The sequence below is a fragment of the Flavobacterium jumunjinense genome, assembly GCF_021650975.2.
Lineage (GTDB): Bacteria > Bacteroidota > Bacteroidia > Flavobacteriales > Flavobacteriaceae > Flavobacterium > Flavobacterium jumunjinense.
Genome location: NZ_CP091285.1, coordinates 135,077 through 158,052 on the forward strand (window position 1 = coordinate 135,077; position 22,976 = coordinate 158,052).

Below are 22,976 nucleotides of genomic sequence, written 5' to 3' on the forward strand. Positions count from 1 at the left end.
TTAAGCATTATATTCTAATGAATAGAAATTAAATAGAAATTTCTAGAATTGTTGCTTTCCCTTTAATTATAATTTCTTCAATTACTGCTGGCAACAGTACTGTTTCTCCCATTTTAAAAGAATAACACTCTTTTTCATGAAAAAGATCAAAATTACCCTCTGTACACATTAATACAGTAAAAGCATCAGTTTCTCTACTCCGTTTCAAATCTTCATTCAACAAAATGACATTCGTTTTAAAATAAGGACAATCAACAACATTTATAGATTCATTTTCTACAAGCTTATAATCTTTCTTTGTTTCTGTAGTACTGTAATTTATTGCATCAAGAGCCAATTCGGTATGTAGCTCCCTTCCTTTTCCATTAGCATCTACTCTATCCCAATCGTATACTCTGTAGGTTACATCACTTGTCTGTTGAATTTCTGCAATAACAATTCCCGCACCAATTGCATGTATAGTTCCCGTTTCTAGAAAAAAGACATCTCCTTTTTTAACTGGTATCTCATTTAAAATCGAAACCAATGATTTCCTTTCTAAATTTTCTAAATATTCTTCTTTATTTGAATCTTCCTTAAAACCAACAACAATACGAGAATTTTCATCAGCTTGCATTACATACCACATTTCAGTTTTTCCAAAAGAATTATGTCTTTTCTTGGCTAATTCATCATTAGGATGCAACTGAATAGACAAATCTTGTTGCGCATCTATAAATTTAAAAAGCAAAGGAAATTGATTTCCAAATTGTTCTACAACATTTTTCCCTAAAAAAGATTCAGAATACAAATCTATAAGTTCATTTATATTCTTCCCTTTCAAAGGCCCCTTTTCAACAACACTAATGTCGTTTGTGACCGTTGAAAGCTCCCAACTTTCACCCGTTATATCTGAGTTTATTGACTTGTTTAAATAGGTTTTCAACTTGGTTCCACCCCAAATTCTATCTTTAAGAATAGGCTTAAATGTTAAAGGATATAATTTTGCACTCATAATATGAATTTAGTAAGAAAATTAGAGAATTCAAAACTTTTATTTTATTTGTTCTAGCATTTCTTTTGCTTTTTGAATATGATCTTTCGCCTTCATGCTATCAAAAACCATCCTTATAACCCCATTAGCGTCTACAACATACGTAACTCTACCGGGAATTAATCCAAATAAATTTGTAGGCACACCGAATAATTTACGAATTTTCTTTTCTCCATCAGACAATAAAACAAAAGGAATCCTATATTTTTCAGCAAATTTCTCATGTGAAGCTTCTGAATCTCCACTAACTCCAATTACTTCAGCTCCTAAATCTTTAAAATCCTGATATTCATCTCTAAAACCACACGCTTGAGTAGTACATCCTGGCGTATTGTCTTTTGGATAAAAATAAATAACAATCGCCTTTCCTTTGTATTCTGACCAATTAAATACTTCTCCATCTTGTGTCTTTGCTGAAAAATCTGGAACAAAATCACCTTCTTTTAATGCCATTTTTATTTTCCTTTATAGGTTACGAAATTCCTTGGTGTTTCATACAAAACAACTTCCATTTCTTTTTCCAAAGAGATAAAAGGCCTTAATTTGTTCCATATTACAATTGCGATATTCTCTGCAGTTGGATTTAAATCTTTAAACTCTTCAACATCTAAATTTAAATTTTTATGATCAAAAGCATTTTCAATATGTTCTTTTATTAAGTCAGATAAAATCTTAACATCAATTACAAAACCTGTTTCTTGATCAACTTCTCCCGTTATACTAACTGTCAAATCATAATTATGACCATGAAAATTAGGATTATTGCATTTACCAAAAACTTCATTGTTTTTTTCTTCCGACCAATCTTTTCTGTACAATCTATGAGCAGCATTAAAGTGTGCTTTCCTTGAAACAGTTACTTGCATTGAACTATAGCTTTTATTTGTTTTTATATTTTATGACTTTCTAGGTAATGATAAAATTCATCGAAAATAATTTTAAACCAAACTGTATAAATATCTGGATTAACAATCATGTCTTCTTTAACATCTTCAATCTTCATCCACTTCCAACTTTCAACTTCTTCTCTATTAATGTTTGGTTCTTCATTATAATAACCAATCATCACGTGATCGAGTTCATGCTCTGTTAAACCATTATCAAATGGAGCTTTGTAAATAAAATGAAACAATTCTTTCAGTTCTGCAACAAATCCCATTTCTTCCATCAACCTTCTTTTTCCTGCATTAAGATTCGTTTCACCTGGACGTTGATGACTACAACAAGTATTTGTCCATAATAATGGAGAATGATACTTATGTGCTGCTCTTTGCTGCAACATTATTTCATTCTTTTCATTAAGAATAAAGACCGAAAAAGCTCTGTGTAGCAATGCATGCTGGTGAGCTTCAATCTTCTCCATTAATCCAATTGGTTCATCATTTATATCTACTAAAATAACTTTCTCTTCTTTCATACCTGTATATAATACCTCAAAAGTACAAAAAAAGTTTGGCTTACAATTCTATTTTCAGGATTGTGAGAAGTTTAACAACTGTATAACCATTAAATAAAAGAGCGAAAAAGCCACTAAATCTGCTACAAATAAAATATTGAATATCAAAATATTAAATAAGCAACTAAACCTCAAAATATTATTGTATCTTTGCAACATAGAAATTTATTTAGTTTTGGATTATTAGCACTTGAATTACTTACAAAGTAGCACTTCGTAAACCAAAAATATACTTTTTAAATTAATAAATTAATCACATAAAATTACAATTAAGTTAATGGCTAGACCTCAAGAAACATTTAACAAAAAAGAGCAAGAAAAACTTCGCGCTAAAAAAAGAAAAGAAAAACAAGAAAAGAAAGAAGCTAGAAAATCAAATCCGAAGTTAAAAGGTGAAGATTTGTATGTATACGTAGATGAAAATGGACACTTAACAAGTACTCCACCAGATCCTTCTAAAAAAATCATTGTAGATGCAGAAAGCATTGAGATTGGAATCCCTAAAAAAGAAGACATCGAAGAAGTTGACACAGAAAGAAAAGGAATTGTAGATTTCTATGATACTTCAAAAGGTTTTGGTTTCATTAAAGAACTAGACTCAGATAATAAATTTTTCTTCCATGTTAAAGGTTTGATTGACGAAGTCAAAGAAGGTAACAAAGTTACTTACGAACTTGAAAAAGGACTAAAAGGAATGAATGCTGTGAGAGTTAAGAAAATCTAACATTTCAGCTAACAATTATATAAAATGTCATTATAACAAAAGAGTTATAATGACATTTTTTTTTACATAAATAATTCCACCCCAGTAAACAAAAAAAATACCGTAAACTATTATTAAAAAAAAATCAAAAATCACTATAAATAGTGATTTTTAACAATGATAATATCCTGTTATTTGCACCTGAATTTTATTAGACAACAAACAAATGTTGAAATTAAATTCAAGATTAAATAAACATAATATCTAAACTTTAAAAATTAAAAAAATGATTTACGGAATCACATTGATTATTTTAGGATTATTAGCAGCACCATCGCTATTACTTTCAAAAAAACCAGATGCAAAAGAACTTTTAGACAAAATAACACCTTACCAAGGATGGATTGGTTTACTATTTTGTTTTTGGGGTATTTGGGGTGTAATCCAAGCGGTTCTAAACATAGGAATACTAAGCACTTTCCCAATTTGGTGGGTTACTTGGTTAGCATCATCTGCAACAGAAGCTGTCCTAGGATTTATTCTTGGTTATGGAATGATTAACAAAGTTTTACTATCTAAAAATGAAGAAGCTAAAGCGAAAGGACAACAAATACTTGCAAAATTAGCACCTATTCAAGGTAAACTTGGATTAGCAGGAATTGCTATCGGAATATGGGTAATCATCGCTAGCTTATTCTTCAACGGATAACAAGCATAGCTAAACTAATATAAGTATAAAAAAATCATAGCAATTGCTATGATTTTTTTGTTTACTTAATAATCTAGATGAACTTATCTAATTCAAACTTTCTTTAATCTTTAAAGCACATTTTTCTCCATCTATTGCTGCAGAAATAATTCCTCCTGCATAACCAGCTCCTTCTCCACAAGGATACAATCCTTTAATTTTCACATGTTCCAAAGAAATTGGATCACGTGGAATTCTAACTGGAGATGACGTTCTACTTTCTGGCGCATGTAAAATAGCATCGTTCGTAAAATATCCTCTCATCGATTTATCAAATTGAGCGAATCCTTCTCGCATAGTATTAGTTAAAAAATCAGGAAACACTTCACCTAATTCAACAGCTGTTGTTCCAGGAACATAAGAAGTTTTAGGAATACTTGAAGACACTTTTTTCTGAGTAAAATCGACCATTTTTTGTGCAGGAACTTTTTGAGTCTCACCTGCTAATTGCCAAGCTTTTTGCTCTATCGATTTTTGAAACTCCATACCTGCTAATGCACCAAATTTTTCAAAAGGTTTAAAATCTTCCAAACGCAATTCTACTACAATACCTGAATTTGCAGTTACTTGATCTCGTTTTGAAGGTGACCACCCGTTTGTAACTACTTCCCCTGGACTTGTAGCACAAGGAGCAATTACTCCTCCTGGACACATACAAAACGAATACATTCCTCTTCCTGCCACCTGTTTCACAATAGAATAAGGAGCTGGAGGCAAAAAATCTCCTCTAAAATCACAAGAATATTGAATTTTATCTATTAACTCTTGAGGATGCTCCGCACGAACTCCCAATGCAAATGGCTTAGCCTCTATGTAAATATCTTTTCTATCTAACAATTCAAAAATATCACGAGCCGAATGACCTGTAGCTAAAATTATTTTTTTTGAATTAATTATACTTCCATCCTGTAGTACTACTCCATCTACTTCAGTATTCTTAATTAGAATATCAGTCACTTTAGTATCAAATAAAACTTTTCCTCCACAAGCAATTATTTTTTCACGAATATCTTGAATAATTTGAGGTAATTTATTTGTTCCAATATGTGGGTGTGCTTCAACTAAAATTTCATCGGAAGCCCCAAATCCAACTAATAATTGAAGAATTCTATCCACATCACCTCTTTTTTTAGAGCGTGTATACAGTTTCCCATCGGAATATGTCCCTGCTCCTCCTTCTCCAAAACAATAGTTCGAATCTTCGTTTACTATATGATCTACATTTATTGCTTTCAAATCGCGACGACGCCCACGAACATCTTTACCTCTTTCTAACACAATTGGCTTTAATCCTAATTCAATTAACTGCAAAGCCGCAAATAATCCCGCTGGGCCAGCACCAACAACTACAACTTCTTGAGCGTTTTCTACATTTGGATAATCGGGTAATTCAATTATAGATTCAAAAAAAGGTTCATCTACAAGAAAAACATTCGCTTTAATATTGAATTTAATCGACTTCTGTCTTGCATCTATCGATCGTTTAAGAACAACTACTTTCTGTATTTCCTTTACGGAAATTTGAAGTAATTTGGCAACAAAATTCACTAATAGTATTTCGTTATTGGCTACTTCTGGAGAAACTTGAAATTGTAATTCACGAGGCATTTTTATTTTTATTTAAAGAATTTAAGAAATCTATTCTACATTTCTTAAATCCATATTTTTGCAAAAGTAATCAAATCAATTTAGTTTTTTGCTTCAAAAGCTTTCAAAGCAAAAGAAGCCAACCAATGTTCCCCTTCATAATTTCCATCAACCACAGAAGGTAGAGAAAATTGCAAATGAATATCTGCTATTTTTTTCAAATGAGAAAATGTTCTTGGGTACTTATTATAGAGTGCATAAAGATTCCAAGCTCTACTAAAATTCAGCCCATCTAAATGTACTAAATGACCATCTGTTCTATCAGAAACCTTAGCTGTTTCCCATTCAAATTTATTCTTAAATAAATTAGGTGCAAATTTTCGCATCCAAGTCAAAAATTCTTTTTCAGACAAAACTCGCTGCATTAATCCAATTTCTTCCATACATGGAGATAAAAAATCGGTTCCGCTTGGTTCCCAAGAAAATGGACAATTTTCATCTGAAGCATACATTCTCAATGCGTTTTCTTTAATAACATCCTGAAAAGCAACATTATTAGTATGCATAGCATAATCCCAAGCATAAGTTAACCCAAACGCTGTGTTAGAATGTGTACCCACTCTAATTGGATATCGCAATTTTGGTAAAAACTCAGAATATCTTTCAATTAACAATTCCGTTAATGGTTTTAAATTCTCTGCTAATGGTTTAGCAAATTTAAGCTTACTTTTTTCTAATTCTAATTGTAGCTTCAACAACCAATTCCATCCGTAAGTACGTTCATACGATTTTTCATGGTTTTTATTAAAATAAGCAATCTCAAAATCAATATTTTCCTTTGATAAATTCACCTGTAACTTACTTATTATTTCATCCTTATTCTTTAAGTCATCAAAATTATTTAACAAATAAACCAAACTCCAATGTCCATGAACAGAAGAATGCCAATCAAAACATCCATAAAATGCAGGATGCAATTCTTTAGGTGATTTCAATTCTGACTCATCCAACAATAATTGATTCAATTTATTAGGATATTCTTGTTGCAAACATTTAATAGGCAATGTTGCTAAATGATTGGCTTGATCTATTGTTAATTCTTGAGAAAATAATTGTCCGACCATAAAAACAAAGAAGATTGAATATTTCATTTGATAAAGTTTTCTCAAATTTAATAAAAACCTACCTTTGAACCTTCATTTAAAAGAGAATTCATTAAATTAATACAAATGCGAAAAATAAAACTAATTTGGGATTTTAGAGGTCAGGCTGCGGCAAAAACCGCTGAACACCACGAAATTCACCTTAAAGAATACATCGAAATTGAAAAACTAAAACTCAATATTACTGGTTTTGAAATCTTGAATGAAATGTATGCTATTGCTTTTATGGTTGTTGAAGAAAAAGACATGATTATTGTTCGTGACGTTTTAAAACCTCATCGTGGTGAAGTGCACGATTCTTAATCGAAAATTCCCTTTAAAAACATTTTCGTAGTTATTCCTTCATGCTTTTTAAACAGTTTTACAAAATAATTTGGACTAGAAAAACCCAGTTCATCTGCAATTTGATTTATTGTTAAATTACGCTCAACCATTAAACGTTTGCTTTCTAGAATTAAACGTTGCGTAATTAATTCTGTAACTGTTTTATTCATAACCACTTTTGTAATACGATTGAGATGTTTTAATGTAATCGCCATTTTCTCTGCGTAAAAAGAAGGTGATTTTTCTATCTTAAAATAGGTTTCCAGCAACACATCAAACTGTTTTAGCTTATAATTATAAATTGGTTTTTCTTGATTGTTTTCGGAAGAATAGATTCTAGAAATTTCAATATGAATTACATCTAGCAAGTTCAATAATTTGTCCTTTTTATAATTAAAACTATTTTTACTTTCATTAATCATTAAATTAAAATAAGGGCAGATTAACTCGATTTCTTCTAAACGGAGTAGAATTTCTGGGCTATTAGTAAAAGATTGAAAAAAGGAATACTCTTCTATTTTTTTACTCTTAAAATGGAGATTAAATATTTCTTTCGAGTAAAAAACAATATAACCTTCTATATCTTCTGATAACGTCCAAGAGTGAATTTGTCCAGGTTGCATTAAAAACAAACTTCCTTTTTGTATTTCAAAAGTATCAAAATCGATTGTATGCACTCCAGTTCCATGTGTAAAAAGAACTAACAAATAGAAATTATGCCGATGTAGTTTCTCTATAAAATGATGTTTTTTCAAATGCTCTTTAAACGAACTTACGTACAGATTATTATAGAATATATTCTCATCAAAATTCTCTATTTCATAAACTGGATATTGTTTCATAATAGCAAATGTCTTTTATGTACACTATTTAGCGAATATACAAAACTTAACAAAACGAATAATACTTTACTTTTGCTAAAATTTTTACGCAATGATAGATACTCTAAAAAACCTTTTTAGCAACAAATGCCCAAATTGTTCAAAAGGTAAAGTTTTCAAGAATGGATTAATCAATTTTGGGTTAGGTTTTCCAAAAATGCATAAAAATTGTCCAAACTGTGATTTTAAATTTGAAAAAGAACCAGGCTTCTTTTTTGGAGCTATGTTTATCAACTATGCATTAGGTGCTGCGGAAGCACTAATTACTTACCTTATTGCATTTTCATTTTTTGAAAAAACTTTTGACTTAAGAATCTTTCCTATTATCGGAGTCGTCATTATAGGTTTATCCATTTTTAATATAAAACTTTCACGATTGATTTGGATTTATATGTTCAAAAACTATTCGAAATAACACAAAAAAACTCTCAATTTATAAAATTGAGAGCTTTTTTTCTTTTCAGTTTTCTATTAGTTAGCCACTTCAGAAATAAATTTAATTCGCATTAAACGCAATTCTTCTGTATCATAATCACCATCGAACTCTGAAAGTGCATTTTTAATATTATCCGATTCCGATTCCATAAAATAATCATGAATTTCTTGTTGCTGATCTTCATCAAGAATATCGTCTACCCAATAGTTAATATTCAATTTCGTTCCAGAATAAACAATTTGTTCCATTTCTTTCAACAAACCATCCATATCTAAACCTTTTGACTTAGCAATATCGTCTAAGGCAAGTTTTCTATCTACATTTTGAATAATATATAATTTTAATCCTGAATTTGCACCTGTCGATTTAACAACTAAATCATCTGGGCGCATAATATCATTATCATCTACATATCTTTCAATTAATGAAACAAAATCTTTTCCGTATTTTTTTGCTTTACCTTCTCCAACTCCGTGAATATTACCTAACTCTTCAACAGTGATTGGATATTTTAAAGCCATGTCTTCTAATGATGGATCTTGAAAAACTACAAAAGGAGGCACACCTAATTTCTTAGCCACTTTTTTCCTTAAATCTTTCAACATCGACATTAAAGCTTCATCTGTAGTTGCAGTAGCTTTTGCAGCAGCTACAATATTTTCATCTTCAGCTTCACTATATTCATGATCTTCAGACATCATAAAACTTTCAGGATTGTCAATAAAATCATGACCTTTATCTGTAAGCTTAACAATACCATAAGTTTCAATATCTTTTCTAATATATCCAGCTACTAAAACTTGTCTTAATAATGCCATCCAAAAACGCTCATCAAATGAACTACCCTTACTAAACAAAGGCTGTGCATCAATTTTATGAGCTTTAATAACAGCGTTAACTTTTCCTACAAGCGCTAGAATTATTTCTTTCGTCTTGAATTGTTCTCTCGTTTCCTTAACAACTTTCAATAATAATTCCACCTGATTTTTAGCTTCAACTTTTTTCTTTGGGTTTCGAACATTATCATCCATATCTGCTCCATCACCAGTTTCAGAATCAAATTCTTCACCAAAATAGTGTAACAAATACTTTCTTCTTGACATAGAGGTTTCTGCATAGGCAACAACTTCTTGTAGCAACGCATATCCAATTTCTTGTTCAGCAATTGGCTTTCCTGCCATGAATTTTTCTAACTTCTCAATGTCCTTATAAGAGTAATACGCCAAACAATGTCCTTCTCCTCCATCTCTTCCAGCTCTTCCAGTTTCTTGATAATAACTTTCTAAAGACTTTGGAATATCATGATGGATTACAAAACGGACATCGGGCTTATCAATTCCCATTCCGAATGCTATGGTAGCAACAACAACATCAACATCTTCCATTAGGAACATATCTTGGTGTCTTGCTCTTGTTTTAGCATCTAATCCCGCATGATAAGGCACAGCACTTATTCCATTTACTTGTAACAAGTGAGCAATTTCCTCTACTTTTTTCCTACTTAAACAATAGATTACTCCAGATTTCCCTTTGTGTTGTTTTATAAAACGAATAATATCCGATTCGATATTTTTCGTTTTAGGCTTCACTTCATAGTACAAATTTGCTCTATTGAAGGAGGCTTTAAAAGTGTTTGCATTTGGCATATCTAAATTTTTTAGAATATCCTCTTGCACTTTTGGTGTAGCAGTTGCAGTTAATCCAATAATCGGGATATCTCCCAATTGTTTGATTATGTTTCTTAGATTCCTATATTCTGGCCTAAAATCGTGACCCCACTCAGAGATACAATGTGCCTCATCGATGGCAACAAATGATAATTTTACGCCTTTTAAAAACTGAATATATTCTTCTTTGGTTAAAGATTCTGGTGCCACATATAACAACTTGGTCAACCCTGAAGTGATATCACTTTTAACTTGATTAATCTCTGTCTTAGTTAAAGAAGAATTTAAAACATGGGCTATTCCTGCTTCTGAACTTAGTCCTCTTATGGCATCAACTTGATTTTTCATAAGGGCAATAAGCGGAGAAACTACAATTGCAGTTCCTTCCTGGACTAAAGCTGGCAATTGGTAACATAAGGATTTCCCTCCACCAGTAGGCATAATAACAAAACTATTATTTCCATAGATGATACTGTTAACAACTTGTTCTTGAAGTCCTTTGAATTGGTTAAACCCGAAATATTTTTTTAATTCTTTGTGTAAATCAATTTCGTTTGGTTTCATTCTTTATTAATATGATTTTACCTAAATTTGCAATTATAAAGATACGACTTTCTTTATAAATACAAAACATAAATATTTTTTATACTTTGGACACAACAACAACTATATTAAATTCGGCAAAGAACACCATTTTAGCTGAAAGCAAAAGCATAGCTGAACTTGTTAATTACTTAACATATGATTTTGCTGAAGCAACAAAAATAATCTATAATTCGAAAGGACGTTTGGTCGTTACTGGAATTGGAAAAAGTGCCATTATTGCTCAAAAAATAGTAGCAACATTAAATTCTACAGGTACTCCTTCTGTTTTTCTTCATGCTGCAGAAGCTGTTCATGGAGATTTAGGAATGGTTTTACCACAAGATGTGATTATTTGTATCTCTAAAAGTGGAAACAGTCCAGAAATTAAAGTTTTAGTCCCGTTATTAAAAAGATTTGGAAACACTCTTATAGGAATGACTGCTGACGCAAATTCATTTCTTGGAAAAGAGTCGCATTATCTTTTACATGCTTATGTAGAGAATGAAGCTTGTCCAAACAATTTAGCACCTACGAATAGTACGACTGCACAATTAGTATTAGGAGATGCTTTAGCTGTAGCTTTAATGGAATTAAGGAATTTTAAAAGTGAAGATTTTGCTATTTATCACCCTGGTGGTGCTTTAGGAAAAAAATTACTACTTAAAATAAAAGATATGCTAGACACTACGCATACTCCAAAAGTTGCTCCAGATGCAAGCATTAAGAAAGTAATAATGGAAATTTCTGAAAAGCGTTTAGGTGTTACCGCAGTAATTGACAACGAAAAAGTGATTGGTATTATTACCGATGGAGATATTCGAAGAATGCTAAACGATAATGATACTTTTACACATTTAGTTGCAAAAGACATTATGACTAAAAACCCAAAAAACATTAATTCTAACATTCTTGTGTCGGAAGCATTAAGTATTTTAGAGAATAATTCTATCACACAATTAGTAGTAATTGACAATGATATTTATAAAGGAATCTTACATTTGCATGATATTTTAAAAGAAGGAATTGTATAATGGCAAAAAAAAATATGGCTGAAATGTCGTTTTTAGACCATCTTGAAGAACTTAGATGGCTATTAATTAGAAGTACAATCGCAATTTTAGCGGGGGCAACTATTGCTTTTTTCTTTAGCGATTTTATTTTTAATGAAATTATATTCGGACCAAAAAGCGTCGATTTTTTCACTTATCAATTCTTTTGTGATATTTCTCAAAAATTTGGTTTAGATGAAAGTCTATGTGTTAAAGAAATAAATCTTCCTATTCAAAATAGAGAAATGGGCGGACAATTCTCTATACATTTATGGACTTCTATAACAGTAGGATTTATTTTCGCATTCCCTTTTATACTTTGGGAAATTTGGAAATTCATAAGTCCGGCCTTATATGATAGTGAAAAAAAATATGCTTCTGCATTTATCATTATTTCCTCTCTATTATTCTTTATAGGTGTTTTATTCGGTTATTATATTATTGCTCCTTTATCGGTTCAGTTTTTCGCAAGTTATATTGTGAGTACAGAAATTAATAATTCAATCGATATTACTTCCTATATTAGCTTAATGAAAACTTCTGCAATTGCTAGTGGTTTACTTTTTGAGTTACCAATAATCATATACTTTTTAACTAAATTAGGACTCGTAACTCCTGATTTCTTGAGGAAATATAGAAAATACACACTTGTTATCGTACTTATTTTATCGGCTATTATTACTCCACCAGACATAATTAGCCAAGTTATTGTAGCTATTCCTATAATGATTTTATATGAGATAAGTATTCTAATTAGTGCAACTGTGATGAAAAAACAAAATAAAACAACCGATTTAACAAACTACTAATTATGTCTGATTTAGTAAAAGAATTCAACGAATATCGTTCTAAAATGAACGAAAAGCTATTGGCTGATAACAATAAAGTAATTAAACGTATTTTTAACGTAGACACAAATGCCTACATGGAAGGAGCGTTAGACGTTAAAACAAAAGAACTTCTTGGTTTAGTTGCTTCTGCTGTATTGCGTTGCGATGATTGCGTTAAATATCATTTAGAGACATCACATAAAGAAGGTATTACAAAAGAAGAAATGATGGAAGCAATGGGAATTGCTACACTTGTTGGAGGCTCTATTGTTATTCCTCATTTAAGAAGAGCCTACGAGTTTTGGGAAGCTCTTGAAGAAAATGTTAAATAAAAAACATTAAAATGAGCAAGATTGTTATTTGTACTAACTGTACTGAAGAGAATGATTCTTCTGCTAGATATTGTTCTAAATGTGGCTATAAAATTCCAGAAGTTGAAATTGAAGCAAAGGAACCTGAGTCTATAAAAAACACTAAAAAAAGTGATGATAAAAAGAATACCAAGAAAAAAATAATTACTACAATTCTTTCTCTTATTTTCTTTTTTGCTTTTTTTTTCGCGGCTAAACTCATCTTTAAAACCGATGATATTGATAGTGAATTAACAAAAATCGCTAGCGAAATAAATAAGACCTGTCCTTTCAATGTTGACAAGGACACTCGTTTGGATGGCGTTTTAGTGCTACCAAACAAAACCATTCAATACAATTATACTTTAACAAGCTACTCAAAAGAAGAAATAAATATTGAAGAAGCTTCTGAATATATTTTTAAAAATTCTTTAGAAAATATAAAGAATAATCCTGATATGAAATATTTGAAAGACAAACATGTTAATTTCACATATTCTTATAAGGACAAAAAAAAGGTCTATTTGTTTAAAGTTGACGTAAAACCGAGTGACTATAATTAAGTTAAAAATACTAGCAAAATTGTTAAACTTAAAAGCGAAACACTATAAAATTTAATACATTTACATATTACATATTCAATTAAATGAAATTAAGAGCAGAGAATTTAGTAAAGACCTATAAAAAAAGAAGTGTCGTAAAAGGGATTTCTGTAGAAGTAAATCAAGGAGAAATTGTAGGTTTACTTGGTCCGAATGGTGCTGGAAAAACAACTTCTTTCTACATGATTGTGGGTTTAGTGAAACCAAATAGTGGTAATATTTATCTAGATGATATGAATATCACCAATTTCCCAATGTACAAACGTGCACAAAACGGAATTGGTTATTTAGCACAAGAAGCCTCTGTTTTTAGAAAATTAAGTATTGAAGATAACATTCTAAGTGTACTCCAATTAACGAATCTTTCAAAAGCAGAACAGGAAGCAAAAATGGAATCGTTAATTGACGAATTCGCACTACAACACATTCGCACAAACAGAGGAGATTTACTTTCTGGTGGAGAGCGAAGACGAACAGAAATTGCTCGTTGCTTAGCAACCGATCCGAAATTTATTCTATTAGACGAACCTTTTGCTGGTGTTGACCCTGTTGCGGTAGAAGATATTCAAAGAATTGTAGCACAATTAAAAAACAAAAATATCGGTATTTTAATTACCGATCATAATGTTCAAGAGACATTAGCTATTACCGACAAAACGTATTTAATGTTTGAAGGTGGCATTCTTAAAGCTGGAAAACCCGAAGAGTTAGCAGAAGATGAAGTGGTGAGACGTGTTTATCTTGGACAAAATTTTGAATTAAGAAAGAAAAAAATTGATTTTGATGCTCCAAAAACCACTATAATACATGGAAAAGGAGAAGCTTTAAAAAGCGAAGAATAAAAATCATTATATAAAAAAAAAGATTACCTCTCAGTAATCTTTTTTTTGTGGACAAAATTCTCATTTTTCAGAGTCCAGTATATCATTTCGTGATCCGTCTTTATTCTTAAAAAGTTAAACTTAGTTAATAGATTTATTGAGTTTACATTTCCTATTAAACATTTTGCAGTAATTTCTTTTAAAAATCCATTTGAAGACGCCCAATTAATCAGCTCTTTCACAGCTTCTTCCGCATATCCTTTTCTACGTTCTTCTTTAATTATGCCATATCCAATATCAGCATTATTTTCCTCAAAATTGAACCCCTTAAATCCTAAATCACCAATTACTTCTAATGTCTCCTTTTTTACAATCATCCACGATTCAAAACCTGTTGGTTCTTCTACACTTTCTAAATTATTTATAATTCTAGGTAAAGTTTCTAATACATCTTCGTCAGGCCAATTTTGACCCGTTTTCAACCCCATACTTATTAGACTGGTATAATCATTATTAAGTATCTCTTCACAAATATTTATTGTATAAGGAATTAACAGTAGTCGTTCTGTAATTAATTTCTCAACGTCAAGTGCTTTAATTTTCATTTTTAAACTCGTTATATCTTTTATACAGATCTATCTTTCAAAGTTAACACTTACAAATCTGCCTTTCAAAATCTACAAAACGGAACTATTTTTGAAACTATTTCCAAATACCCATCCATTAGTTACTCAAATATATTAAAATCTTATTTCTTAATTTAGATTATATTTACTACAAATTAAAAATTATTCTTTTTTAATTTATTAAACAAAAACATTCAAACACACAAACATATAATTCACTCAAGTTAAACAACATGAAACAAATTATTTTTCTCGGATATATCATATTATCCATCAATACTACCTTCGGTCAACCTCAGAATGATTTTAAAACTGAATTTGACGATTTATTTTCTAAAAGGTTTAAGCAAAATGAACCAGGTGGCTCAATTTTAGTCAAAAAAGGTAATGAAACAATATTCCTAAGTAACTATGGTATTGAAGATATTACAACAGGAAAAAAAATAACAGAGAACACATTATTCAACACAGGATCAATATCAAAAACTTTTGTTGCAAACGGAATATTAATTTTAAATGAACGTGGTTTACTTTCTTTGAATGATAGCATTCATAAATACTTCAATGATTTTGACGATACAAATTTGTCAAAAAAAGTAACTATTAAACATTTACTTTCGCATACTTCTGGTCTTACTGACAATAGGAATGTAGATGATAATGAAACGTATTATTTAACTGCAAAAGATGAAGAAAATTTTGAACCACTAAAGCATACCGATAGCTTAGAGTTTAAACCTGGCACAAAGTTCAAATACTCAAACCCCGCTTACAATGGATTAGCTTTAATTATTGAAAAATTAACAAATCAACCGTGGCAAAATTTCATTACAGAAAACATTTTCAAACCTACCAACATGACGCCAAGTACAATTACAAATGGCTCATATCCTGAATCTAATGTTGCACACGCTTATATAAAAGATAAAAATGAACAATTTATAGAAAATGATTATGGCGAAGTTCCCACATTTGCTGCAGCTGGCAATGGAGGTGTTTGGAGTTCAGTATTAGAACTAGCTAAATATGAAAAAGCAATCCAAGAGAATGTTTTTTTGAGCGAACAAACAATTCGACAATCCAGAACCACATTTCAACCAGAAAAATGGTCAGAATCGTCAAAACCATTCATAGGATACAGTTGGTTCTTAGGAGAAGAATCCCTTTTTAAGGAATCTATTTTCAAAACCGATTTGATATATCACACTGGTTCACAAGGAGGTTTTAATTCTTTCTATATTTATTTTCCTAAAAAAGACATTCTTTTTATTGGGCTTTTTAACAGACCGGTAAATGGTTTTCGTAAATTATTAACCGATGCTGTCATCTTATTCGAAAAGAACAACTGGTTTGATTAAAAAACCTACTATGCAAAATTCTCTAAACTTTGTGCTAAAATATAAATTCATCAACTTAAATATTTAATAAATAATAATTCAACGATTGACAAATTTTTAAGATAATTAATTCTTAAAGTCAGGGAAATTTGAAGAGCTAGGATTTAACATTACAGGAGGAATTTCAACTTTATTTTCAAAAATACCTTTTAGCCATATTTTATATTCTGAAATAATAACTGTTGACATAGGAGCACAATCTCGTACAATTGAAAAAATAATTTTCTCCATATTATAGCAAGTATAGACATAAAGTATTTGAGATTCACTAAATAAAACAAAACATATAACCTTATCCGTTTGGCAATCCTCTAATCCATTAAGATTTAGTTTTGCCATTTTATAATTCCCTATTAATCTCGTCTCAAGAGAAGATTGCATTCTAGATTTTGTCCCTTCGATTAATCTTGTTCTTTGTTTTATCGAATAAAAGAGTTTAATTTCTTTATTACTTAATAAAAACTCATTCTTTCTATCATAAAGATCAAATAGTTTCCTTAAAATATAATCATTATCAATCATTTTGTGTCCTATTTTCCATTATTAAGCGTATTTGTTCGATACTAACTATCTGCTTTTTACTTCAACCATAGTTTCATTGTTAGTTCTTCGAGCCCAACGAGCCACAGAGTGATGATGAATAAACCTTAGCTGTTAACCTACGTTTTTTTACCAAAATTTCCACCAAGGTTTTGTTGCGTTTTCAAAAGTTTTTGCAGGAGAAATTTCTATAATGTGATTATAGTTTATCAAATCGAATTGAGATAATTCGATTTGTTCTTCAATTGTATTAAGTTTTGTTATTTTTCCACCAAAATCATATATGTAATTTTCGTTTTCAGAATTAACAACATTTACATTATCAAACTCTTTGTCGTTTTTTGATACATAAACTTTTATCCAATCACCTTTAGAAAAGTCTTTATTGTTTTTTATGTCTTTAGTTTGGTAATATCCACGTACAATTGGGTTAAAGTTATCTAGTCCTTCTGGATATCTAAGATAATTTACAAAATAGCTAAATCTTTCAAAATCCGGTGAATTTGTAAAACATACTAAAAATGAACTAGTACTATTCTGTTTTCTGTATAATTGAATGCCATTAGTATATCCTGTATCAGCGTATAAATTGGCAAGGTTCATTAAAATGTCTTCAATGTTTTGATTTGAAACATTATCAATTACTATATGGTTTTGTTCCATTTTTAGATTTCGTTTTTTAAAAATTACGGTTAACGTTTATGTATAAGAATAGTTACATACAAAAATGCAGATACTCTTGATTAAGAACTAAACTAAGTATTATTTTACACAATATTGTACTTAGTGATTCCATTCACTTTTTAATAGACCATATACAATATCATCTACCCATTCTCCATCTATAAAAAGGCTTTCTTTAAAATGGGCTTCTTTTCTAAAGTTCAATCTTTCTAAAAGTTGAATAGAAGCAATATTTCTTGGATCAATTGAACCTGTTACCCTATGTTTATTTAGAGAATTAAATAAATAGTCAATTGTACTTCTCATTGCATCAGTGGCAAATCCTTTTCCTTGATATTTTTTACTAAGTGTACAACCAAGTTCACATTGAAATCCGTCATCACCAATAAAATGTATTCCTAAGTCTCCTATTACTTCATTCGATTTTTTTTCAATGATTACTAATTGAAACCAAGATTCAGGTTGATTAAATTCAGTTGGATTTTTTGCAATAAACTCATCAACTTCATTTAATTCTTTTGGTACAAATCCTTGATATTTATTTGTCTCTGAGTCAGACCTGTAATTGAATATTTGTTCGTTATCTTTCGAATCAATAGGTCTTAATTTAATCCTGTCTGTTTCTATTATTATTATCATTATATATGCTTCATAAAATCACACAAAATCATCTTTTTTAGATAGATAAGTGTGACAAATATCTTAATTTATTCATTTTCAAATATAACAATAATTCATTATAAATCTTCTAATGTCACCGATGTGCAAAGTTATAAAATTGTAGGTCTTCAAAGTCATGAAAATTTACAGAGCTCCAGTTTTTAATGGCTGGCTATCTTATTATTGTTGTCTTTATAATTTTAACATCTTCAATTTTTCCACCATCTAATAACATTTTATTTATTGCATTAATCTCAGCACTTCTTCCACCGATTTGAATTATAGTATTCTTTGAAGGTTTAGTTGCAAAATAATCCTTAACTACTTTAATTATGATTTGAAAGGATTTAGTTTCATCGTATCTTTTCGATACTTCTTTTTTGTTTGGAAGTATTTCATTATACTCTTCATCCCAATTTGCTTTTGAGCCCCAAAGCTGGGCAAAAGCTATCGGTAAAAAAATATAAATTTCGTTTGCTTCAAATTGGGTAATATTTTTTTTGGAAATTATCTCATAAAATAGATCATCGCTAATTTCTGAGTCTATATTGTCAATTTCCTCAATCACTTCTATAACAGATAAGGAAAATGAATCAGAAAGTAAATTTCTTTCTTTAGTGTTTCTTAAAAATATTGATTTCAAAAATTTCATATAAGCAGAATTGTTTTTTTTTAGCATGCCACTAATGTATATGTATAAGAATAGTTGCGGTTTTGTGTGAGTAGATTTTTGTAAATTGACTAAAAACAATAAAATATACTCGATATAAGCAACTGGTTTTTATATTTTTTTATATTCCTTCATATTTATTCCCTACAAACTTTAATTTCTTAATACAATCATTTAAACAATCAGCAAATCTTGTTCTTTTTATTACTAATTCAATGAAAGAACCATTGTTCTTAACAATTCTATAATTCCCAATACGAAAATTCATTTTAAATCGAAGAAGCATTATTTTAATTTTAGACTTCCCTTCAATTATTTTTTCTCCATTAATAAATTCCATGTAATCAAATCTATCAATGTCTTTTCCTGAAATTTTAGTTGTTGAGTTTTTGTCAACTATGTAAAGGCATTTTGTTGTCAAAAGTACCTTCTTCAATCTATTGAGTTTTATTAAAAGAACTTCTATTTCGTTATCATCTAACTTAATACTCTCTTTATATTGATTGTTGGCATCATCAAAAAATTGAATTCCTTTATTATTTCTATAGTATTCTACTTTTTTCAGAATTTGATTCCGAATATCTTCTTTTCTCTTTTTGATTTTCAATGATTTGTTTTGTGTATTTCGTGTAACTTGTTGCTAACTTGTTTATATGAATCAAAAAATTACACAAAATCATCTTTTTTAGATAGATAAGTGTGACAAATATCTTTATTTATTCATTTTCAAATATAACAATTATTCATTGTAAATCGTCAAATGTCACCGATGTACAAAATTATAAAATCATTAGCCCTTAAAGTGAGGGAAATTTATAGAACTGGTTCTCAACGAAACCTTAATTGCTGTATGTTTTTTTTATTGACTTAATTCTCAGGTATTAATAGTGCCATGAAAACCTATGTAACGTTCTTTTTTACTTTGAATTAATTTAAAATCATCATTAAAATAATCTGTTATTTTAAAATAGTATTTTTTATTACTAGGGTCAGGTATATTATGATATCTAAAATACCTATTTAGTTTATCATTGTAATAATGTAAATCTGAAAAAACACAATCAAAAATGGATGTTTCCCTTTCTTCAAAACAGTCTGTATTAGCCTCTTTTACTTTATCTTTCAAAAAATCAAAGTCACATAAACTATAGTTCCATTTTTTAAGGGTTTTGTGGATTTTATCTATTAGAATATGTTCTAAGTTATCTAATTCTTTTAAAGGACCTTCTTGAGTAAATTTACCTGAATCGATATCTTTAATGTAACAAACTTCAATATAATAGATTGGTAAGAACCAACTAATCCAAATATTACAATAATGAATCTCAGAATCTTGTTTTAATAAATTTGTAGTATCTAAAATATCACTTTCTTTTAAATTCAGATTAAATATTATAGTGTAAAAATCAGCGATATCACCTAATCTATCATTATTTATAGTTTTCTGATTTAAATTTTCTTTTACTTCTTGGCTGAAACCTCTCTCAGAGTAGAATGGTTTATCAATATTGTCTAATAAATCACAATAAATATTTTTCAAAACTGAACTTTCCCAATTAAATTTCTTTAAAAGTTGTATAAGATTAGATCTATTGTTACTAAAATTATCATTAATAAATTGTACTATTAATTCTTTGTTCATTATCAAATATAAACAATTATTCATTATAAATCTTCAAATGCCACCAGTGTGCAAAGCTATAAAATCATGAAAACTTAAAGTCATGAAAATTTGCAGAAAAGAGAGGGTCTTTGCATCTTAAAAACACTATCTAATCTTTTTACAATAACTCCATAAGGGTAGATGTGAAATCGGTTCCGTTCAACCACGGTCTCATTGTTGGCTCTTCGAGCCCAACGAAACCTTAGCTGTTAGCCGCTGGCAATATTTTTCTGTTGCAAACGTATCTTCTTTTTATACTTGTTTTATTTTACTTGGTAACAATCAAGTTTGTTAGTTAGGTATTTCTCATATTTTTTTGTATCATATGAAAGTAGATGTTTTTAAAACTTTGTAGTTACTTATTTATTTGATAAAGTTCTTCTAAAAAAGTATTTTTTTGTTCTTCACTCCATTTGTCGGTGTACACAAGTAAATTTAGAAAATTATCTTTTGATGAACCAAATAAAAATACATTATCAAGTTTATTATCGTTGTACTTCCAAATTACATATTCTAGAGTACTATTTTCTTTTAGTAGTTTTGTTTTAAATTTATTTTCAGCGTAATAATCCGAATCCCATTTGTAAAATAAGTATACATTTTCGTAATCAGATTTCGTTTTTATAAACGTTGGATATGCTTTTTTCGGATTTTGAGCAACTGCAATAATTATTCCTTCTTTATTTTTCATATAAGTTTGGCCAGAATCGTCCATTTTATTTAACTGTTCCCAAATTCCAGGAATTTTTACTTCGCTTGTATTTGTTTTTAAAGTTGTAAATTCCTTCTCGGCTTGACAAAAGATAAAATTTGAAGTAAAGCAAATAGTTAATAGTACGATTTTAAAGTAATTCATTTTTTAAGTTTTTAATAGTATATTTTATTTAGTGATGCTAATATGTTTATTTTCTCTTATTTACCACAATTTTCAGTTGCTTGTGGCTAACTTATTTATATCAATCATAAAATCACACAAAGCCATCTTTTTCCAGAAAGCCTTGTGTGATAAATATTATATTTTTTGTTCTCAAATATAAAGATAATTTATCGCAATTTATCAAATCTCTTTTTACTCTAAAAAATTTCTATTATTTAAAAAAACAAAAAAATCCTCGAAAGGATTTTTGTATATTAAAATGATATGGAATGTATGTATTTTACATTGAAAAATACTTCTTTGGCACGTATAACATACCAAAGCATTCTCCATATTCTTTTCCTAAATGTTTGTGGTGAATTTTATGTGCTTTTCTTAAACCAACTAAATATTTATTTTTTGTATTCTTGAACCATTTAAAGCGTTGATGAATTAGAACATCATGAATTAAAAAATAGGCTATTCCGTAGCATAATATACCTAGACCTATAAAAAACAAAAAGTTTAATTCTGGTGTTACTCCAAAATAGAATAATGAAATGCTCGGTATTGCGAAAATGACAAAAAAGGCATCATTTTTTTCAAAAACCCCTTGATACCTCGGTTGATGATGATCTTCATGCAGGTACCATAAAAAACCATGCATTACAAATTTATGTGTAAGCCAAGTAATTCCTTCCATACAAAAGAAAGTTACAAGTGTTGTTAGTGCAAAATATAAAATAGACATTATACGATGATATTTAATTGATAACGAAGATAAGATTTTCCTAGAATTAACATCTTTAAAGGATTCGAAACACGAATACGCTTACTTAAAAACTCATCTGGTTGCGTTTTATTAATCTTTTTCATTAAACTTTTATAATAACGATAGGCCGTGTAGACTCCGAATTTTGCTTCTGGAGGCAACATTAAAACACCTTTAAATGCTTCTTCAAAATCGGCATTAATTTCGGCTACAATTTGTTTTTTATTCTCGTTTGTTAAAGATGTAAAATCCATACCTGGGAAATAAACGCGTCCTAAACTTTCATAATCATGTTTTAAGTCTCTTAAAAAGTTTACTTTCTGAAAAGCGGAACCTAATTTCATTGCACTAGACTTCAATTCATTATATTTTGTGTTGTCTCCTTTTACAAAAACTTTCAAACACATTAATCCAACAACATCGGCAGAACCAAAAATATACGCTTCGTACTCTTCTGTAGATACGTACTCTTTTTTTGTTAAATCCATTCGCATACTTTTCATAAATGGAGCTACCAAATCATGAAGTCCATATTCATGAACAACTCTTTGGAATGCATTCAAAACAGGATTAAGACTTATTTTTCTATCTAGTGCTTTTTGATACTCTGCTTCAAATTCATCCAACAAAATTTCTTGTTCATAGCCTTCAAAAGAATCGACTATTTCATCGGCACAACGTACAAAGCCATAAATAGCATAGATTTCATCCTGAATTTCTGGTGACAGCATCTTTATTGCCAACGAAAAGGAAGTACTATACTTCTTTGTTATTATTTTACTGCACTCTTTAGAGGCTTCATCAAACAATGTTTTCATATATAAATTTTGTTTGTTTATGATCAAAAGTATTATCTTGTTATTTGTTTTAATT

At 29.5% G+C, this 22,976-nt stretch carries 28 protein-coding genes; 10 read left to right on the forward strand and 18 right to left on the reverse strand.

Going from position 1 to position 22,976, the window contains the following annotated elements; genetic code table 11:
• Window positions 1-28: 28 nt before the first annotated feature.
• From L2Z92_RS00580 to idi, 4 genes are read right to left on the reverse strand one after another with little or no spacing between them, the layout of a single operon-like run.
• The gene (locus L2Z92_RS00580; RefSeq protein WP_236456916.1) at window positions 29-994 is read right to left on the reverse strand and encodes a type I phosphomannose isomerase catalytic subunit; all 966 of its coding nucleotides are present in this window, start codon (window positions 992-994) and stop codon (window positions 29-31) included.
• 39 nt (window positions 995-1,033) lie between these two features.
• Complete coding sequence (locus L2Z92_RS00585; protein ID WP_236456917.1) at window positions 1,034-1,486, reverse strand: peroxiredoxin; 453 nt, start codon at window positions 1,484-1,486, stop codon at window positions 1,034-1,036.
• 2 nt (window positions 1,487-1,488) lie between these two features.
• On the reverse strand, window positions 1,489-1,899 hold the full coding sequence (locus tag L2Z92_RS00590) for a 6-pyruvoyl trahydropterin synthase family protein (RefSeq protein WP_236456918.1): 411 nt from the start codon (window positions 1,897-1,899) through the stop codon (window positions 1,489-1,491).
• Between the two features lie 23 nt (window positions 1,900-1,922).
• Window positions 1,923-2,450, reverse strand: a complete 528-nt coding sequence (gene idi, locus L2Z92_RS00595; protein ID WP_236456919.1) for an isopentenyl-diphosphate Delta-isomerase — start codon at window positions 2,448-2,450, stop codon at window positions 1,923-1,925.
• A 316-nt stretch (window positions 2,451-2,766) separates the two neighbouring features.
• On the opposite strand from idi, the gene L2Z92_RS00600 reads away from it, so the two are divergent.
• Both L2Z92_RS00600 and L2Z92_RS00605 read left to right on the forward strand, forming a co-directional pair.
• Complete coding sequence (locus L2Z92_RS00600; RefSeq protein ID WP_236456920.1) at window positions 2,767-3,213, forward strand: cold-shock protein; 447 nt, start codon at window positions 2,767-2,769, stop codon at window positions 3,211-3,213.
• Between the two features lie 265 nt (window positions 3,214-3,478).
• The gene (locus L2Z92_RS00605; protein ID WP_236456921.1) at window positions 3,479-3,901 is read left to right on the forward strand and encodes a hypothetical protein; all 423 of its coding nucleotides are present in this window, start codon (window positions 3,479-3,481) and stop codon (window positions 3,899-3,901) included.
• A gap of 87 nt (window positions 3,902-3,988) precedes the next feature.
• Here the strand turns inward: L2Z92_RS00605 and L2Z92_RS00610 are convergent, their stop codons facing one another.
• Both L2Z92_RS00610 and L2Z92_RS00615 read right to left on the reverse strand, forming a co-directional pair.
• On the reverse strand, window positions 3,989-5,548 hold the full coding sequence (locus L2Z92_RS00610) for an NAD(P)/FAD-dependent oxidoreductase (protein ID WP_236456922.1): 1,560 nt from the start codon (window positions 5,546-5,548) through the stop codon (window positions 3,989-3,991).
• A gap of 80 nt (window positions 5,549-5,628) precedes the next feature.
• A complete protein-coding gene (locus L2Z92_RS00615) occupies window positions 5,629-6,678 on the reverse strand; it encodes a DUF2891 domain-containing protein (RefSeq protein ID WP_236456923.1) in 1,050 nt (349 codons plus the stop codon).
• 78 nt (window positions 6,679-6,756) lie between these two features.
• Between L2Z92_RS00615 and L2Z92_RS00620 the strand changes: the two genes are divergently transcribed.
• Complete coding sequence (locus L2Z92_RS00620; protein ID WP_236456924.1) at window positions 6,757-6,993, forward strand: hypothetical protein; 237 nt, start codon at window positions 6,757-6,759, stop codon at window positions 6,991-6,993.
• On the opposite strand, the gene L2Z92_RS00625 is transcribed toward L2Z92_RS00620, so the two are convergent.
• The gene (locus L2Z92_RS00625; protein WP_236456925.1) at window positions 6,990-7,856 is read right to left on the reverse strand and encodes an AraC family transcriptional regulator; all 867 of its coding nucleotides are present in this window, start codon (window positions 7,854-7,856) and stop codon (window positions 6,990-6,992) included. The two genes, L2Z92_RS00620 and L2Z92_RS00625, sit on opposite strands and share 4 nt — an antisense overlap.
• A gap of 91 nt (window positions 7,857-7,947) precedes the next feature.
• Here L2Z92_RS00625 and L2Z92_RS00630 point away from each other — a divergent pair, with 91 nt between their 5' ends.
• On the forward strand, window positions 7,948-8,310 hold the full coding sequence (locus tag L2Z92_RS00630; protein WP_236456926.1) for a DUF983 domain-containing protein: 363 nt from the start codon (window positions 7,948-7,950) through the stop codon (window positions 8,308-8,310).
• Window positions 8,311-8,366: 56 nt separating this feature from the next.
• On the opposite strand, the gene recQ is transcribed toward L2Z92_RS00630, so the two are convergent.
• Window positions 8,367-10,562: a DNA helicase RecQ gene (recQ, locus tag L2Z92_RS00635; protein WP_236456927.1), complete on the reverse strand. Its 2,196-nt coding sequence runs from the start codon at window positions 10,560-10,562 to the stop codon at window positions 8,367-8,369.
• Window positions 10,563-10,648: 86 nt separating this feature from the next.
• Here recQ and L2Z92_RS00640 point away from each other — a divergent pair, with 86 nt between their 5' ends.
• The 5 genes from L2Z92_RS00640 (at window position 10,649) to lptB (ending at window position 14,256) form a co-directional block, all read left to right on the forward strand.
• Complete coding sequence (locus L2Z92_RS00640) at window positions 10,649-11,614, forward strand: KpsF/GutQ family sugar-phosphate isomerase (RefSeq protein ID WP_236456928.1); 966 nt, start codon at window positions 10,649-10,651, stop codon at window positions 11,612-11,614.
• Window positions 11,614-12,441: a twin-arginine translocase subunit TatC gene (tatC, locus tag L2Z92_RS00645; RefSeq protein WP_236456929.1), complete on the forward strand. Its 828-nt coding sequence runs from the start codon at window positions 11,614-11,616 to the stop codon at window positions 12,439-12,441. Before L2Z92_RS00640 ends, tatC begins: the two co-directional genes overlap by 1 nt.
• Window positions 12,442-12,443: 2 nt before the next feature.
• Window positions 12,444-12,794 carry a carboxymuconolactone decarboxylase family protein gene (locus L2Z92_RS00650; RefSeq protein ID WP_236456930.1) on the forward strand — a complete coding sequence of 117 codons (351 nt, stop codon included), beginning with the start codon at window positions 12,444-12,446 and terminating at the stop codon, window positions 12,792-12,794.
• An 11-nt stretch (window positions 12,795-12,805) separates the two neighbouring features.
• Window positions 12,806-13,375, forward strand: a complete 570-nt coding sequence (locus tag L2Z92_RS00655) for a zinc ribbon domain-containing protein (protein ID WP_236456931.1) — start codon at window positions 12,806-12,808, stop codon at window positions 13,373-13,375.
• A gap of 83 nt (window positions 13,376-13,458) precedes the next feature.
• Window positions 13,459-14,256, forward strand: a complete 798-nt coding sequence (gene lptB / locus L2Z92_RS00660; RefSeq protein ID WP_236456932.1) for an LPS export ABC transporter ATP-binding protein — start codon at window positions 13,459-13,461, stop codon at window positions 14,254-14,256.
• A gap of 23 nt (window positions 14,257-14,279) precedes the next feature.
• On the opposite strand, the gene L2Z92_RS00665 is transcribed toward lptB, so the two are convergent.
• Window positions 14,280-14,840: a GNAT family N-acetyltransferase gene (locus tag L2Z92_RS00665; RefSeq protein ID WP_236456933.1), complete on the reverse strand. Its 561-nt coding sequence runs from the start codon at window positions 14,838-14,840 to the stop codon at window positions 14,280-14,282.
• A 254-nt stretch (window positions 14,841-15,094) separates the two neighbouring features.
• Here L2Z92_RS00665 and L2Z92_RS00670 point away from each other — a divergent pair, with 254 nt between their 5' ends.
• On the forward strand, window positions 15,095-16,219 hold the full coding sequence (locus L2Z92_RS00670) for a serine hydrolase domain-containing protein (protein WP_236456934.1): 1,125 nt from the start codon (window positions 15,095-15,097) through the stop codon (window positions 16,217-16,219).
• A gap of 105 nt (window positions 16,220-16,324) precedes the next feature.
• Here L2Z92_RS00670 and L2Z92_RS00675 read toward each other — a convergent pair whose 3' ends face one another.
• From L2Z92_RS00675 to L2Z92_RS00715, 9 genes are all read right to left on the reverse strand, one after another.
• Window positions 16,325-16,780: a hypothetical protein gene (locus tag L2Z92_RS00675; protein ID WP_236456935.1), complete on the reverse strand. Its 456-nt coding sequence runs from the start codon at window positions 16,778-16,780 to the stop codon at window positions 16,325-16,327.
• A 147-nt stretch (window positions 16,781-16,927) separates the two neighbouring features.
• Complete coding sequence (locus tag L2Z92_RS00680) at window positions 16,928-17,461, reverse strand: hypothetical protein (RefSeq protein ID WP_236456936.1); 534 nt, start codon at window positions 17,459-17,461, stop codon at window positions 16,928-16,930.
• Window positions 17,462-17,581: 120 nt separating this feature from the next.
• Entirely contained in the window at window positions 17,582-18,121 is a 540-nt protein-coding gene (locus L2Z92_RS00685; protein WP_236456937.1) for a GNAT family N-acetyltransferase, read from the reverse strand.
• Window positions 18,122-18,314: 193 nt separating this feature from the next.
• Complete coding sequence (locus L2Z92_RS00690) at window positions 18,315-18,794, reverse strand: hypothetical protein (RefSeq protein ID WP_236456938.1); 480 nt, start codon at window positions 18,792-18,794, stop codon at window positions 18,315-18,317.
• Between the two features lie 139 nt (window positions 18,795-18,933).
• Window positions 18,934-19,419, reverse strand: coding sequence for a hypothetical protein (locus L2Z92_RS00695; protein ID WP_236456939.1), 486 nt, complete (start codon window positions 19,417-19,419; stop codon window positions 18,934-18,936).
• Window positions 19,420-19,686: 267 nt separating this feature from the next.
• A complete protein-coding gene (locus L2Z92_RS00700) occupies window positions 19,687-20,454 on the reverse strand; it encodes a hypothetical protein (protein ID WP_236456940.1) in 768 nt (255 codons plus the stop codon).
• A gap of 376 nt (window positions 20,455-20,830) precedes the next feature.
• Entirely contained in the window at window positions 20,831-21,331 is a 501-nt protein-coding gene (locus L2Z92_RS00705) for a hypothetical protein (RefSeq protein ID WP_236456941.1), read from the reverse strand.
• A gap of 301 nt (window positions 21,332-21,632) precedes the next feature.
• A complete protein-coding gene (locus tag L2Z92_RS00710; protein ID WP_236456942.1) occupies window positions 21,633-22,082 on the reverse strand; it encodes a sterol desaturase family protein in 450 nt (149 codons plus the stop codon).
• Window positions 22,082-22,921, reverse strand: a complete 840-nt coding sequence (locus tag L2Z92_RS00715) for a phytoene/squalene synthase family protein (protein ID WP_236456943.1) — start codon at window positions 22,919-22,921, stop codon at window positions 22,082-22,084. Before L2Z92_RS00715 ends, L2Z92_RS00710 begins: the two co-directional genes overlap by 1 nt.
• Between the last annotated feature and the right edge of the window lie 55 nt (window positions 22,922-22,976).